Source organism: Eikenella sp. HMSC071B05 (assembly GCF_001811325.1).
Classification (GTDB): Bacteria; Pseudomonadota; Gammaproteobacteria; order Burkholderiales; family Neisseriaceae; genus Eikenella; species Eikenella corrodens.
Map to the genome: position 1 here is coordinate 704,727 of NZ_KV804551.1, position 15,124 is coordinate 719,850.

Genomic DNA, 15,124 nt, shown 5'->3' on the forward strand with positions numbered 1-15,124 from the left:
AAAAGGCTACCTGAAATTTTCAGGTAGCCTTTACTCTTGCTAACACCCGCTTACTCCGTCGATTGCAACGCCTCGCCCAAACCGGTACGGCGGTGGTTTTTGCGTTGCACGGCAGCAGAGAGGGCGCTCATCTGGCCGGCGTAGCCGAAGCGGCGGCGGGCGCGGGTGATGGCGGTGTAAAGCAGGGTGCGGTCGAACAGGACAGAATCGGCTTCATCGCCCAAGAGCCACACTTCTTGGTATTCCGAGCCTTGGCTTTTGTGTACGGTCATGGCGAAGGCGGTATCGTGCGCGGGCAGACGGCTAAGCGATACGGCGCGGAAGCCGCCGGCATCGGGGAAAAACGCAGCCAGCCCGTCGCCGTGCGGCAGCACGATGCCGATGTCGCCATTGAACACTTTCACCGCATAATCGTTTTCCGCCACCATCAGCACCTGCCCGGCAAACCAACCCTGCTCCGACGCCCTGCCCTGCGCGGCTAGGAGCTTGCGGTATTCGTGGTTGAACTCTGCCGCCTGGCTGCGCCGTGCGGCCAGCACCACCAGTTGCTGCTGGGCGGCGAAACAGGCCGCCGGATCGCCGCTGCTTACCGCCTGCCAGTAGGCTTCGTGCTGTTTGGCAAATCGGCGTGCCAAGGCGGCAGGGGTTTCAGGTAGCCTGAATAAGTCATCGGTGAAGCGGGCAAACGCAGCTTCGGCAGCAGCCGCCTCGCCGCTCACCACGGCCTGCGCCAGTGCGCCCACGCCACGCTGCGGGTCGAAACGGTGGCTGTATTCCAGCCGCGCCACATTGCCGGCCAGTGGCGGCGGGTTATCCCGCAACTCAAACGGCACGCCTTCAGGCAGCCATTCTGCCAACTTAGCGGCTTCTTCGGCAGTGAGCACGGTGGGCTGCGCCAGCACGGGCAGCACGGCACCGATGCCCACCGGCGGCAGCTGGTTTTCATCACCCAGCAAAATCAGGCAGCCATGCTCGGGAATGGCACACAATAATTGGTGCAGCAGCGGCAAATCCAGCATGGAAGCCTCATCGGCCACCACAATATCAAATGGCAGCGGCTGCTCGCGGTCGAATTTGCGGCGGCCGGTGGTGTTCAGTTTCAACAAACGGTGGACAGTTTGTCCTTCCAATGCCGTTAAATGCTGCAACACCTGCTCGCTACCCACCTTAAAGCCACTCAACGCGCGGTGCAGCGAACGGGTCATGTGGGCGGCAGCCTTACCGGTGGGAGCGGTGAGCGCAATGCGCGGCATCTCAGCCGCATCGGCACACAGCAGCGCCAACAGCTTGGCCACGGTGGTGGTTTTGCCCGTACCCGGCCCGCCGGTGACCAGCATCAGCGGCTGTAACACCGCCAGCGCGGCAGCCAGCCGCTGCTCGTTATGCCCGGCATCGGGAAACCAATCGCACAAACGCTGCCGCAGCCCGGCATTTTCAGGTAGCCTCACCCGACCACGGGCAATCCGCCGCAATTCGGCAGCCGCACTGCGCTCCAGCGCAAACAGTCTGCCGCTAAACAGCCGCCGCCCGCGCAATACCAAAGGCGTGAAGCCGCTGCCATCGCCCACCACCGGCGCGGCCTGACGCAGCGCATCCACCTCTTGCGGCGTAAGCGTGATGTAGCTGTGGCCGCCCTCTTGCGCGGCAAACAGTTCGTCCAGCAGCGGCAGCACCGGCGCGGCAGCCTGCGGTGCCAAACGCTGCAACATTTCGGCAGCGGCTTGGGCTGCGGGGTAACGGTATTCGGTCATAGCGGATTCTTTCAGGTAGCCTGCGGGCGGTACAGGCGGCAAATGGGCGGTAAAACCAAGTGTGAATTATAAGCGCTGGTCTCATCCGTTCCAAACTCGGAATGGCCTGCATAGCGAATCAGAATAAGAAAGCTACCACATTAGTTCGCCTGCCGTACTACCTGCCCTGCCCGCGGCCTCAGCCTTATCCCACTCTTTTTTATCCACTACCTTGGATGCAGAGATTGTATTCAAGCCGATTTGGCTAAAGCTATATTTCAAGTAGCCCTACCCGTTAAATTAGACAAAATGTATATAAAATTAAAACATACTACATCTGAGGTAATTTTTACTTTCCCTCTCTTGCGTTTTTTAGACATTATGTGCATAATTCGCCCTAAAACCACACCAAGGAATAAATCTAATGCGTGCACAAACCCTCTACGACAAACTCTGGAACAGCCATATTGTCCACGAATCAGAAGACGGCACAGTGCTGCTGTATATAGACCGCCACCTGGTGCACGAAGTCACCAGCCCGCAGGCGTTTGAAGGCCTGAAAATGGCCGGCCGCAAGCTATGGCGTATCGACAGTGTGGTCTCCACCGCCGACCACAACACGCCCACCGACCATTGGGACGAAGGCATTAAAGACCCGATTTCCAAGCTACAAGTGGACACTTTGGACAAAAACATCAAAGAATTCGGCGCGCTGGCGTATTTCCCGTTTAAAGACAAAGGCCAAGGCATCGTGCACGTGATGGGCCCCGAACAGGGCGCAACGTTGCCCGGCATGACCGTCGTCTGCGGCGATTCGCACACAAGCACCCACGGCGCATTCGGCGCACTGGCGCACGGCATCGGCACCAGTGAAGTGGAACACACCATGGCCACCCAGTGCATTACCGCCAAAAAATCCAAATCCATGCTGATTGAAGTTTCAGGCCGTCTGAAACCGGGCGTAACCGCCAAAGACATTGCGCTGTACATCATCGGCCAAATCGGCACGGCGGGCGGCACGGGCTATGCCATCGAGTTCGGCGGCGAAGCCATCCGCAGCCTCTCCATGGAAGGCCGCATGACCTTGTGCAATATGGCAATTGAAGCAGGCGCACGCAGCGGCTTGGTGGCGGTGGACGACACGACAATCAATTATATTGAAGGCCGTAAATTCGCCCCCAAAGGTGCGGATTGGGAAAAAGCCGTGGCCTACTGGCGCACGCTGGTGTCCGATGACGGCGCGGAATTCGACAAAACCTACCGCTTCCGCGCCGAAGATATCGAACCGCAGGTAACGTGGGGCACGTCGCCCGAAATGGTGCTGGGCGTGGACGGCAAAGTGCCGAATCCCGCCGACGAAGCCGACGCGGTGAAACGTGCGGGCATGGAACGCGCCTTGGAATACATGGGCTTGGCCGCCGGTACGCCGTTGAACGAAATCCCCGTCGACGTGGTGTTCATCGGCTCGTGCACCAACAGCCGCATCGAAGATTTGCGCGAAGCCGCCGCCGTGGCCAAAGGCCGCAAAAAGGCCGACAACGTGAACCGCGTGCTGGTCGTGCCCGGCTCCGGCTTGGTGAAAGAGCAGGCGGAAAAAGAAGGCTTGGACAAAATCTTCACCGATGCAGGCTTCGAATGGCGCGAACCGGGCTGCTCCATGTGCCTGGCCATGAACGCCGATCGCCTCGCACCGCAAGAACGCTGCGCCTCCACCTCCAACCGCAATTTTGAAGGACGCCAGGGTAACGGCGGCCGTACGCACCTCGTCAGCCCCGCGATGGCAGCGGCGGCCGCGGTGTCCGGGCATTTTGTCGATGTGCGGACGCTGGCTTGAGGTTTTTAGCTTCGTTGAAGCTGCGCTTTCAGGTAGCCTCTATCTGCCCACAGGCTACCTGAAAAAGTTAAAATACCCCGTCTCAAGTAACCCAAATAATTGAACTCCATGAAAACCCTCCTCAAAACCACCCTCTTGCTCGCCGCCCTCTGCCCCGTCCTGGCTACCGCCGAGCCTATTGCCTCGCCCACGCCGGAGCAGTGCCGCACCGTGCTGAGCGAATTCGCCATGTTTGAAGCCTTCATCGCCGCCTGTCCGCGCATTGCCCGCGCCGAAATAGACACGCGCACCCGCCTCAACAACGTTTACGAAGGCTTCGCCCGCTACGGCGAATGCGGCAAACAAATTGAAAGCGAACCCATCGCCTCCATGCTGCGCGAGCATCCCGCCATCCGCCTGCTCGGCCAAGACGGCAAACGCCGACCCAGCAGGGCCGAAGCAGATGCCTTCTGCCGCCGCCACCGCGGCGACCTCACCCGCATCGTGCTCAAATACAACCCCGGCCGCAACCGTTAAACCGCCCGCCCCTGCCAAGGCTACCTGAAAAGTAAAATCCGATAAATTCAGGCTAAATCAGCCGTCGGCCTTGCTGTTTTGGCCGATAATAAAGCCACACGAGCCAATCGTGCATCTTTCAATTCTTCATCTAAGGAGCTGAAAACATGAAACACCTTCTCATCCTCGCCATTACCGCCATCGGCCTTTCTGCCTGTTCCAGCACTTGGCACGGCGTAAAAGAAGACACCGCCAACAACATCGACCACACCCGCGAAGCGGTGCGCAAGGGCAGCAATGCCGTTGGCCGCGGTATTTCCCATGTGGGCGAGAAAATTGAAAACGCCACTGAATAAACCAAGCATCCGGCAGGCCGAGCGCCTGCCGGAATAAAAATATCCATATAAATATAAGGTTACATTTTCAGGTAGCCTTTAAGCAAACCACAAAGACCTGCCATGAAAGCCTTTACCCAGCTCACTGCCCTCGTTGCCCCGCTCGACCGCAATAATGTGGACACCGACGCCATCATCCCCAAACAATTCCTCAAATCCATCAAACGCAGCGGCTTCGGCGTAAACTGCTTTGACGAATGGCGTTATCTCGACCACGGCGAGCCGGGCATGGACAACAGCAAGCGCCCGCTCAATCCCGATTTCTCGCTGAACCAGCCGCGTTACCAAGGCGCGCAAATCCTGCTCACGCGCAAAAACTTCGGCTGCGGCTCTTCGCGCGAGCACGCACCGTGGGCGCTCGACGACTACGGCTTCCGTGCCGTCATCGCCCCCAGCTTTGCCGATATTTTCTTCAACAACTGCTACAAAAACGGCCTGCTGCCCATCGTGCTTTCCGAAGAACAGGTGGAACAACTCTTCCAAGAAACCTATGCCACCGAAGGCTATCAACTCAGCATCGATTTAGAACGGCAAACCGTTACCACCCCCGGCGGCACCACGTTTAAATTCGACATCACCGAACACCGCAAACACTGCCTGCTCAACGGCCTCGACGAAATCGGCCTCACCCTGCAACACGCCGACCAAATCCGCGCCTTTGAAGCACAACGCCGCCAAAGCCAACCCTGGCTGTTTAACAGCTAAACCCAAGGCTACCTGAAAGCAAGTCTCAGCGAAGCTAAAACCTTTTTCAGGTAGCCTTTTATTTTTCCCCGCTCCAGATAGAAAACATTATGAAACCCGCACTCCTCCTCACAGCCCTGCTGCCCCTCCTCGCCCTCAGCGCCCAAGCCGAGCCGATCAGCAACAAAGAGCAAGCCGTGGCCCGCGTGTCTGCCTCCGTTGCCCGCCACCGGCTAACCAGCCTGAAACCGGAATGCCTGCTGTTCATCACCACCGAAACCGCCAACAACTACACCGTGGACGTGCACGAAAAACACGATGCCCGCTGCGGCGGCGATCCGCATACCGCCCCCCGCCTGTTCGGCTACGAAGTGGACAAAGCCAGCGGCCGTATGCAAATTGACGACCCGGTGAGCGGCGAAAACCGCCCCATTAACTAACCCATTGCAGGCTACCTGAAATCTGCTCCCCCTTTTTCAGGTAGCCTTTATTTAGGCAATCACCATGCGCCTGTGGCACCAAGCCCTTATCCTCCAACTCCCCCGTGCCCAACTGCTCGGCCAACACCGCGAATGCGCCGCCCTGCGCGGCAACGGCTGGGGCAGGCCGCACGCCACCGTAAACTACGTCTTCGCCCACAGCCCTTATCTGCTCTACGCCTACCACATCCTCATCATGGACGAAATGCAGCGGCGCGGCTACCGGCCTGATCCCGCGTGGCGCGATAAAAACCATCGCGGCAACACCTGCCCGCCCTATCCCGATTTGGCGGAAGAGCCTGTCGACAGCCCGATTTATGCCGAACACGATAATGATTATCTTGCCGAATGCTTGGCGAATCTGCGTAGTAAAGGCATAGCCATCTAAACAGCTGCTTAACTCACCCATTTTTAGCTTCGCAGAAACTTTGCTGCGCTTACTTTAGCTTCGCAAAAATCCTGCTCTTGCTCATTTTAGCTTCGCAGAAACTCGCTTCGCTCATTTTCAGGTAGCCTCATATGAAAACCTTAGCCGACCTCATCAATACCACCGCCGACCCTGCATGGCCGCTGATTCAAGAGTGGCTTGCCGAAGCCGCCAATCCCGTGGAAATCCTGCCGCGCGACCCGGCCGCCGCAGAAGCCGAACTGGTGAGAACCCAAGTAAGCACCCGCTCGGTGATGGGCGCGGTGGTGTATGAAACCGGCGGCATCCTCATCGACCACGGCTGGCTGCGTATCCTAGGTTCCGGTAGTGCAAAACTGCCTCGCGGACTGGGAAGCTGGAACCTCGGCCGCACCCAAGCCGAACCCGCTGCCCCCGCGCCCTATTACCTGATTGCCGATGACGCCGCAGGCGGCTACTTTGCCCTCAACGGCGGCGGATTGGACGGGACACCCGGCAATGTGTTCTACCTGCCGCCCGACACCCTCGAATGGGAAGACTGCGAACTGGGCTACACCGACTTCCTCAACTGGGCGTTTAGCGGCGATTTGGCACTGTTCTACGAAAACGTGCGTTGGATGGGCTGGCAAGAAGAAGCGGCCGCATTGGGCGGCGACAGCGTTTACCACTTCTTCCCGCCGCTGTGGACGGAGGAAAGCGCCGATATCGAACAAACCAGCCGCCGCGTTATCCCGATTGCCGAACACTACGCCGCCACGCTGGATATTTTGCGGCAACTGGCCGAATAGGATGCCGCTTCACTTTTCAGGTAGCCCTAAACCATGATTACCGACACCATCGCCCATGCATCCCGCTACGCCGCGCTGCACCCCGACTTTGCCAAAGCCTTCCTCCTGCTGCAAAGCCTGGATTTTGCCGCCCTGCCCGACGGCCAAGTGCCGTGCGGCAACCCGAATATCCGCCTCTTTATTCAAACCGAAACCCTGCGCGCACGCGAAGCCGCGATGCCCGAAGCGCATTTGAACCACATCGATATCCAAGTGCCGTTAAGCGGCAGGGAAACCTACGGCTGGATCGACCGCAGCCGCCTGCAAAACGGCCAAGGCTATAACGAAGAGCGCGGCATCGAATTTTTCCGCTGCACGCCGGAAACATGGTTTGATTTGGAAACAGGCGAATTTGCCCTCTTCTTCCCCAACGACGGCCACGCCCCGCTTGTGGGCACGCCCGGGCAAACCATCCGCAAAGCGGTGTTTAAAATCCGCAGTGCAGATTGCCGCATCGCGTGAATTTTTCAGGTAGCCTTTATGGCTCCCGCTATCAACCACCATAATAAAATCAAATCACGCGCATCCCATTTTCAGGTAGCCTTCAGGCCGCCCGGATAAGCATTTCATAACAAAGGAATCGGAAATTGTCTTTTTTCAACAAACTTTTCGGCCGCAAGCCGAAAACAATGGATTGGCGGCAGTTTATCCAACACTTTGCCGAGCACATCCGCCGCGATTGTGCCGTGGATGCGCAAATCGAATGGGGCGAGAGCCTTGAAGACACCGTGTTGCAGGTAGGCGAAGGCAAGCTCTATCTGGGCAACCACTACGCCCGCTATCTGCAATCCCCGGCCGATTTAGACGCACTCCTCGCCGCCAACGCCGCCGTGGTGCGGCAAATGATGGCCGAGCGGCCGCCGGCCAGTGCCGAGCAGGTATTCCCCGTAATCAAAAACGGTCTCTGGCTCGAACACTTGCGGCAGGTAACCCAAGTATCCGGCACCGAACCCGAAGAATCCGTTATCTACCGCCCGATTGCCGGCGATTTGGTGCTGCTCTACATGCTCGACACCGGCGAAGCCATGCGCTCCCTCAGCCGCGAAGACGCCGTCGCCGCCGGCCTGGCCAACGATACCGCGCTACACCACACCGCCCTCACCAACCTGCGCCAATATATGCAGGGCAAAATACGGATTGAGCATGTGGAAGAAAGCAGCCTCACCCAAATCCTGCTCGACAGCGACTACGACGCTTCCCTCATCCTGCTCTTAAACGAAATCCTGCCGAGCGACCCTGTGCTGCCCGCCAACCCCGTGTTGGCTATCCCCGCACGCAACGTGCTGATTTTGTGCAACCCTTCCGACGAGCGCGCCATCGCCACCCTGAAAGTTGCCGCCGCACAGATTGCCGAAGAAGGCCCCTACACCATTTCCACCCTGCTCTACCAATACCACAACGGCGAAATCAGCCTGTTTCAGCCCCATTAAGGTTTTCAGGTAGCCTCCAATCCGAAGTAAGGCTACCTGAAAATAGTTATCCACCTTCTATAAAGGAATTACCCTCATGACTAAAAAACTAGCCATCCTCAAAGGCGACGGCATCGGCCCCGAAATCGTGCGCGAAGCCGTGCGCGTGCTCGACAAATTGATCGAACAAGGCCTGGACGTATCCTACGAATACGCCCCCTTGGGCGGCGAAGCCTACGACCAATTCGGCAGCCCCTATCCCGAGTTCACGCAAAACCTGTGCCGCGCCGCCGATGCCGTGCTACTCGGCGCGGTGGGCAGCCCGCAATACGACAATCTGGAACGCCCGTTGCGCCCTGAGCGTGGCCTCTTGGCCATCCGCAAAGATTTGAACCTGTTTGCCAACCTGCGCCCCGCCATTTTGTATAAAGAGCTGGCCAATGCCTCCACGCTCAAGCCCGAAATCGTGGCCGGGCTGGACATTCTGATTGTGCGCGAACTCACCGGCGACATCTATTTCGGCGAGCCGCGCGGCATCCGCACGCTGGAAAACGGCGAGCGCGAAGGCTTCAACACCATGCGCTACAGCGAAAGCGAAATCCGCCGCATCGCCCACGTTGCCTTCCGCGCCGCGCAGAAACGCAACAAAAAAGTCTGTTCCGTGGGCAAAGCCAACGTGTTGGAAACCACCGAGCTGTGGCGCGAAATCTTTGAAGAAATCGGCAAACAATACCCCGACGTCGAACTCTCCCACATGTATGTGGACAACGCCGCCATGCAGCTCGTGCGCGCGCCCAAACAATTCGACGTGATTGCCACCGGCAACATCTTCGGCGACATCCTTTCCGACGAAGCCTCCATGCTCACCGGCTCCATCGGCATGCTGCCCTCCGCTTCGCTGGACGAAAACGGCAAAGGCCTGTACGAACCCTCGCACGGCTCCGCGCCCGACATCGCCGGGCAAAACAAAGCCAACCCGCTGGCCACTATCCTCTCGCTGGCCATGCTGCTGCGTTACAGCCTAAACGACGAAGCCCGTGCCGCGCAGGTGGAAAACGCCGTGCAGAAAGTGCTGGAACAGGGGCTGCGCACCGGCGATATTTACGAACAAGGCACCCAGCTCGTATCTTGCAGCGGCATGGGCGATGCCGTGCTGGCCGCGTTATAATCCGACGCCCCATCAGGCTACCTGAAAGCCGTTGCCAGCTTTCAGGTAGCCTCCCAACTATTTCAAACCACAAGGAAAACGAATGACTACCCTCCCGCCCTGCCCGCAATGCCAATCCGAATACACCTATGAAGACGGCGCCAACCTCGTTTGTCCGGAATGCGCCCACGAATGGTCGGACCAAGCCGATGCCGCCGCCGAAGCAGACGACGCCCTCAGCGCAGTTGATGCCCACGGCACACCGCTATCCAACGGCGACAGCGTGGTGCTGCTCAAAGACCTGAAAGTGAAAGGCAGCTCGCTGGTGCTCAAACAAGGCACCAAAGTGAAAAACATCCGCCTGCAGGAAGGCGACCACGACATCGCCTGCAAAGTAAACGGCACCGCGCTCAACCTCAAATCCGAATTTGTGAAAAAGGCTTAGGCTGCGGAATAGCCGAAGGCTACCTGAAAAATCATTTTCAGGTAGCCTTTGTGCTAAACTCGCCCGCATCTTCCCAATCTTCTTGTTTCAACCATCATGCCCGGCAACTCCTTCGGACAACTCTTCCGCATCACCACCTTCGGCGAAAGTCACGGCGCAGGCATCGGCTGCATCATCGACGGCTGCCCGCCCGGCCTGCCGCTTGCCGAAGCCGATATCCAGCCCGACCTCGACCGCCGTCGCCCCGGCACCAGCCGCCACGTTACCCAGCGGCGCGAAGCCGACCAAGTGGAAATCCTCTCCGGCGTGTTTGAAGGGCGCACCACCGGCACGCCCATCGCCCTCTTCATCCGCAACACCGACCAACGCAGCCGCGACTATGGCAACATTGCCCAACAATTCCGCCCCGGCCATGCCGACTACACCTATTGGCACAAATACGGCATCCGCGACTATCGCGGCGGCGGCAGAAGCTCCGCCCGCGAAACCGCCGCCCGCGTGGCCGCCGGTGCCGTGGCCAAAAAATGGCTGCGCGAGCAGTTCGGCACCGAAATCGTCTGCTGGGTGAGCCAGGTGGGCGAACTCGAAATCGCATTTGAAGGCGAAGAATTTATCGGCCAAAACCCCTTCTTTGCCGCCAACCAAAGCCAAATTGCCGATTTGGAAGCCTATATGGATTCCGTGCGCAAATCGCTCGACTCCGTGGGCGCAAAGCTGCATATTGAAGCGCGACACGTCCCCGTCGGCCTCGGCGAACCCGTGTTTGACCGGCTGGATGCCAACATCGCCCACGCCCTAATGGGCATCAACGCCGTAAAAGCCGTATCCGTCGGCGACGGCTTCGACGTGGTGCGCCAACGCGGCAGCCAACACGGCGACGAGCTCACGCCGCAAGGCTTCGCCAGCAACCATGCCGGCGGCATCCTCGGCGGCATTTCCACCGGCCAAACCATCCGCGCCGACTTCGCCGTGAAGCCCACCAGCTCCATCGCCACGCCGCGCCGCAGCATCGACATCCACGGCCAGCCCGTTATGCTCGAAACCCACGGCCGCCACGACCCCTGCGTCGGCCTGCGTGCCGCCCCCATCGCCGAAGCCATGCTCGCCCTCGTGCTCGCCGACCACGCCCTGCGCCACCGCGCGCAAAACGCCGACGTGCGCGTGGATACGCCCGATATCGAACGCAAATAAGGCCGCCCACTATGCACGCCCCGGCCTCCCAAACTCCCCACCCCATCGCCCTGTGGCGCATTGCCGCGCACGGCTTGTGGGCACTGGCATGGCTGGCACTTGCCGCCTGGTTTGCCGTGCAGCAACACATCGTGCTGAAGATGGTTGCACTGCTGCCGTTAGCTTACGGCGTAATCTGTTGCTGGAACGTGTGGCGGATGTGGCGCAGGCGGCAGGCGGTGCTGGCGAGGCTCGCCAACCCGCAAGCGCCCAAGTTTTCTCTGCGGTTTACCACCACACCCATCCTGCACAGCCTGTTTTATGCCGCTGCCTGCGCCTTGATTGCCCTGTTTGCCGCCCGCTGGCTGCTGCGTAATTTTGCGCTGTCGGGCGGAGCGGTGGCGCTGGAGTTTTTGTTTGCAGTGGTCATTCCCACCGCAGCCGCAGCCATAGGTTTTGCCCGTGGCATCATCCGTACCCGCCGCTGCATCTACCGCGCCGAGAGCGATACTTTTGAAATCAGGCGCCTGCGCGGGCTGTCGTGGCACACCGAACGCCGTTGCCGCGCTGCCGACTTTTCCGGCATCCGGCTCACCACCCGAACCAAACGTGCCAACGGCAAAACCAACGACGAGGCCTTGTGGCTGGAAGGCAACAGCGGACGGGTGCTGCTGGGCAAGGCAGACGTCATCCGCAGCGGCGGCCCCATGCGCGACCTTGCCGCCGATATTTTCGCCGCCAGCGGCCTGCCGATATTGCCCGATTCAGATTGAAGCAAACTTTTCAGGTAGCCTTCCAGGCAGCCTGTCCATCCCAAAGGCTACCTGAAAAAAACATTTCCTTTAAACCACAGATGCTTGTTCACGCAACAAGCCTAGCCGAACCGCCAACCAACCCCGCCCCAGCCCGGGCATTCCTGCCCGACACCGCACAAAAGGCTACCTGAAATTTCAGCCGGCCAACCCCGAGACCCATCATGCCCCGTATCCATGCCCTGCCCGACCACCTCGTGAACCAAATTGCCGCCGGCGAAGTGGTGGAACGCCCCGCCGCCGCGCTCAAAGAAATCATCGAAAACAGTATTGATGCCGGCGCCACCCGCATCCAAGTGGAGCTGGCCGGCGGCGGCATCCGCCTTATCCGCGTGGCCGACAACGGCAGCGGCATCCACGCCGATGACCTCCCGCTCGCCCTCTCTCGCCACGCCACCAGCAAAATCGCCTCGCTGCAAGATTTGGAACACGTGCGCAGCATGGGTTTTCGCGGCGAAGGGCTGGCCAGCATCGCCTCTGTATCCCGCCTCACCCTCACCAGCCGCCAGGAAGGCAGCCCTGCCGCCCGCCAAGTGCGCGCCCGCGACGGGCAAATCGAGCCTGCCGCCGCTGCCTCCCATCCCGTGGGCACCAGCGTGGAAGTGGCCGATCTCTTCTTCAACACCCCCGCCCGGCGCAAATTCCTTAAATCCGAAAACACCGAATACGCCCACTGCGCCACCGTGTTCGACCGCCTCGCCCTGGCCAACCCGCACATCGCCTTCGAGCTTGTGCACAACGGCAAAACCACTGCCAAATACCCTGCCCAAAACCAAAATGAGCGCATCACCGCCGTGCTGGGCGCGGATTTTCAGGCCGCCTCTCTACCCATCGACAGCGGCAACGGCATCCTCCGTTTGCACGGCCTCATTGCCAAACCCACCTTCGCCCAAGGCCGCAGCAGCCAGCAATACTGTTTTGTAAACAACCGCTTCGTGCGCGACAAAGTGATGCTGCACGCCGCCAAACAGGCCTACCGCGACGTGCTGCACCAGCAAATCACCCCCGCCTTCGTGCTGTTTCTCGAACTGCCGCCCGAAATGGTGGACGTAAACGTGCACCCCACCAAAACCGAAATCCGCTTCCGCGACAGCCAGGCCGTACACCAGCTCGTGTTCCACACCCTGAACAAAACGCTGGCCGATACCCGCGCCGACCAAACCGACAGCGTGAGCAACGCCGGCAGTCTGCTGCAACACATCCACAGTAAAAGGCTACCTGAAAGCGGGCAAGGCGAGTTTTCAGGTAGCCCGAGCGCCCGCACCCCCGTTGCTTATAGCCCCGCCCGCGCCCAGCAGCAACGCCTCACCCTGCAAGAAAGCCGCGCCGCCTGGCAAACCTATGCCGAGCTCTACAAACACAGCGGCAGCGAAGACCCCGAGCTTGCCGCCCTCGAGCAAAGCCGCTTCGCCCCAAGTGCAGAAGCTGCCCGGCTACCTGAAACCCATGCCGAAGAACATCCGCTCGGCTTCGCCATCGCCCAGCTGCTCGGCATTTATATCCTAGCTCAAGCCGAAAACAGCCTGCTCTTAATCGACATGCACGCCGCCGCCGAGCGCGTGAACTACGAAAAAATGAAAGCCCAGCGCCAAAGCCACGGCAGCCTGCACAGCCAGCAGCTGCTTATCCCTGTGAGCTTCGAAGCCAACCACGAAGAAATGGCCGCCCTGGCCGAACACGCCGATTTGCTGCGCCAATACGGCCTCGACTGCTCCGCCGTGGGCAGCCACACCATCGCCGTACGCGCCGTGCCGCAGATGCTGGGCAAAGCCGATATTCCCGATCTTGCCCGCAGCATGCTGCAAGAAGCCGCCCACACCGGCAGCATCCGCACCGTGGAAGAGCGCGAAAACCGCATCCTCAGCACCATGGCCTGCCACGGCTCCGTGCGCGCCGGCCGCCGCCTCACCCTGCCCGAAATGAACGCCCTGCTGCGCGACATGGAAAACACCCCCCGCAGCAACCAATGCAACCACGGCCGCCCCACCTGGGTAAAACTCACCCTCTCCGACCTCGACGCCCTGTTCCTACGCGGGCAATAAACAGCCTGCCGGTGCGGCAGACTAAAAGGCTACCTGAAAACAGGATAAACCGTTTTTCAGGTAGCCTTTCTTGGCATATAGGATATATGAAACGCATATAGTGCCCGGCCACTCCACAGCAGTAGATCAGGCGCTCGCGTCCAAGCTGCTTCCCACACATTACGTATATAGTGAATTAAATTTAAATCAGGACAAGGCGACGAGCCGCAGACAGTACAGATAGTACGGCAAGGCGAGCCAACGCTGTACCGGTTTAAATTTAATTCACTATACACAAGATTTTCAGGTAGCCTCTATCACAGCAAAAAAGGCTACCTGAAAATCTTCAGATAGCCTCATCAGCTAATCAAACCGGATTATACCAAGCCTTTGGCTTTCAGCACTTCCAGCATGGTGCTGCCCAATTCGGCCGGGCTGCGGGTGTAGGCTACGCCGGCTTTTTCGAAGGCGCGGAATTTTTCTTCCGCCGTGCCTTTGCCGCCGGAAATGATGGCACCGGCATGACCCATGCGTTTGCCTTTGGGCGCGGTAACGCCGGCAATGTAGCCCACCACCGGTTTGGACACGTTTGACTGGATGAACTCGGCCGCTTCTTCTTCGGCCGTGCCGCCGATTTCGCCGATCAGGATGATGGCTTCGGTTTGCGGGTCGGCTTCAAACAATTTCAGCGCGTCGATTTGGTTCATGCCCGGAATCGGGTCGCCGCCGATGCCAATACAGGTGGATTGGCCGAGGCCGAGCTTGGTGGTTTGCGCCACGGCTTCGTAAGTGAGCGTGCCGGAGCGGGAGATGATGCCGATTTTGCCGGGCTGGTGGATGTGGCCGGGCATAATGCCGATTTTGCATTCGCCGGGGGTAATCACGCCGGGGCAGTTCGGGCCCACCAGGCGGGTGCCGTTGCCGTTGGTTTCGAGATAACGTTTGGCTTTGAGCATGTCCAGCGTGGGCACGCCTTCGGTAATCACCACCACCAGTTTCACGCCGGAATCCACGGCTTCCACGATGGAATCCAGCACAAAGGGCGCGGGTACATAAATCACGGAAGCATCGGCGCCGGTTTCGCGCACGGCTTCGTTCATGGTGTTGAACACAGGCAGGCCGAGATGGGTTTGGCCGCCTTTGCCGGGAGTAACGCCGCCCACCACTTTGGTGCCGTAGGCAATCGCTTGTTCGGAGTGGAAAGTACCGTTCTTACCGGTAAAACCCTGTACCAATACTTTGGTGTCTTTATTAATCAATACGCTCATTC

At 59.4% G+C, this 15,124-nt stretch carries 16 protein-coding genes and 1 pseudogene; 15 read left to right on the forward strand and 2 right to left on the reverse strand.

The window, feature by feature from the left end:
* Nucleotides 1-50 precede the first annotated feature (50 nt).
* Nucleotides 51-1,751, reverse strand: coding sequence for an exodeoxyribonuclease V subunit alpha (gene recD, locus HMPREF2796_RS09555; protein WP_070633164.1), 1,701 nt, complete (start codon nucleotides 1,749-1,751; stop codon nucleotides 51-53).
* A gap of 403 nt (nucleotides 1,752-2,154) precedes the next feature.
* On the opposite strand from recD, the gene leuC reads away from it, so the two are divergent.
* The 15 genes and pseudogenes from leuC to HMPREF2796_RS11835 all read left to right on the forward strand — a co-directional run.
* Nucleotides 2,155-3,564, forward strand: coding sequence for a 3-isopropylmalate dehydratase large subunit (gene leuC, locus HMPREF2796_RS09560; protein ID WP_070633166.1), 1,410 nt, complete (start codon nucleotides 2,155-2,157; stop codon nucleotides 3,562-3,564).
* Between the two features lie 108 nt (nucleotides 3,565-3,672).
* Nucleotides 3,673-4,080, forward strand: coding sequence for a hypothetical protein (locus HMPREF2796_RS09565; RefSeq protein ID WP_070633168.1), 408 nt, complete (start codon nucleotides 3,673-3,675; stop codon nucleotides 4,078-4,080).
* 146 nt (nucleotides 4,081-4,226) lie between these two features.
* A complete protein-coding gene (locus tag HMPREF2796_RS09570) occupies nucleotides 4,227-4,415 on the forward strand; it encodes a hypothetical protein (RefSeq protein WP_070633170.1) in 189 nt (62 codons plus the stop codon).
* Between the two features lie 102 nt (nucleotides 4,416-4,517).
* The gene (leuD, locus tag HMPREF2796_RS09575) at nucleotides 4,518-5,159 is read left to right on the forward strand and encodes a 3-isopropylmalate dehydratase small subunit (RefSeq protein WP_070633172.1); all 642 of its coding nucleotides are present in this window, start codon (nucleotides 4,518-4,520) and stop codon (nucleotides 5,157-5,159) included.
* A gap of 89 nt (nucleotides 5,160-5,248) precedes the next feature.
* Nucleotides 5,249-5,578, forward strand: coding sequence for a hypothetical protein (locus HMPREF2796_RS09580; RefSeq protein WP_070633174.1), 330 nt, complete (start codon nucleotides 5,249-5,251; stop codon nucleotides 5,576-5,578).
* A 64-nt stretch (nucleotides 5,579-5,642) separates the two neighbouring features.
* Complete coding sequence (locus HMPREF2796_RS09585; protein WP_070633176.1) at nucleotides 5,643-6,005, forward strand: TIGR02328 family protein; 363 nt, start codon at nucleotides 5,643-5,645, stop codon at nucleotides 6,003-6,005.
* Between the two features lie 131 nt (nucleotides 6,006-6,136).
* Nucleotides 6,137-6,811 carry a DUF2625 domain-containing protein gene (locus tag HMPREF2796_RS09590; protein WP_070633178.1) on the forward strand — a complete coding sequence of 225 codons (675 nt, stop codon included), beginning with the start codon at nucleotides 6,137-6,139 and terminating at the stop codon, nucleotides 6,809-6,811.
* A 33-nt stretch (nucleotides 6,812-6,844) separates the two neighbouring features.
* A complete protein-coding gene (locus HMPREF2796_RS09595; protein WP_070633180.1) occupies nucleotides 6,845-7,312 on the forward strand; it encodes a NanQ anomerase/TabA/YiaL family protein in 468 nt (155 codons plus the stop codon).
* Between the two features lie 125 nt (nucleotides 7,313-7,437).
* Nucleotides 7,438-8,280: a DUF1444 family protein gene (locus tag HMPREF2796_RS09600; RefSeq protein ID WP_070633182.1), complete on the forward strand. Its 843-nt coding sequence runs from the start codon at nucleotides 7,438-7,440 to the stop codon at nucleotides 8,278-8,280.
* A 76-nt stretch (nucleotides 8,281-8,356) separates the two neighbouring features.
* Nucleotides 8,357-9,427, forward strand: coding sequence for a 3-isopropylmalate dehydrogenase (gene leuB / locus HMPREF2796_RS09605; RefSeq protein WP_064087940.1), 1,071 nt, complete (start codon nucleotides 8,357-8,359; stop codon nucleotides 9,425-9,427).
* 82 nt (nucleotides 9,428-9,509) lie between these two features.
* The gene (locus tag HMPREF2796_RS09610; RefSeq protein WP_064083853.1) at nucleotides 9,510-9,851 is read left to right on the forward strand and encodes a zinc ribbon domain-containing protein YjdM; all 342 of its coding nucleotides are present in this window, start codon (nucleotides 9,510-9,512) and stop codon (nucleotides 9,849-9,851) included.
* Between the two features lie 96 nt (nucleotides 9,852-9,947).
* Complete coding sequence (gene aroC, locus HMPREF2796_RS09615; protein WP_070633183.1) at nucleotides 9,948-11,042, forward strand: chorismate synthase; 1,095 nt, start codon at nucleotides 9,948-9,950, stop codon at nucleotides 11,040-11,042.
* An 11-nt stretch (nucleotides 11,043-11,053) separates the two neighbouring features.
* Nucleotides 11,054-11,794: a hypothetical protein gene (locus HMPREF2796_RS09620; protein ID WP_070633185.1), complete on the forward strand. Its 741-nt coding sequence runs from the start codon at nucleotides 11,054-11,056 to the stop codon at nucleotides 11,792-11,794.
* 203 nt (nucleotides 11,795-11,997) lie between these two features.
* The gene (gene mutL / locus HMPREF2796_RS09625; protein ID WP_070633187.1) at nucleotides 11,998-13,875 is read left to right on the forward strand and encodes a DNA mismatch repair endonuclease MutL; all 1,878 of its coding nucleotides are present in this window, start codon (nucleotides 11,998-12,000) and stop codon (nucleotides 13,873-13,875) included.
* Nucleotides 13,876-14,041: 166 nt separating this feature from the next.
* Nucleotides 14,042-14,148, forward strand: a pseudogene (locus HMPREF2796_RS11835) (IS5/IS1182 family transposase); the annotation flags it as partial.
* An 83-nt stretch (nucleotides 14,149-14,231) separates the two neighbouring features.
* Here the strand turns inward: HMPREF2796_RS11835 and sucD are convergent.
* Nucleotides 14,232-15,122: a succinate--CoA ligase subunit alpha gene (gene sucD / locus HMPREF2796_RS09630; protein WP_070633189.1), complete on the reverse strand. Its 891-nt coding sequence runs from the start codon at nucleotides 15,120-15,122 to the stop codon at nucleotides 14,232-14,234.
* Nucleotides 15,123-15,124 lie beyond the last annotated feature (2 nt).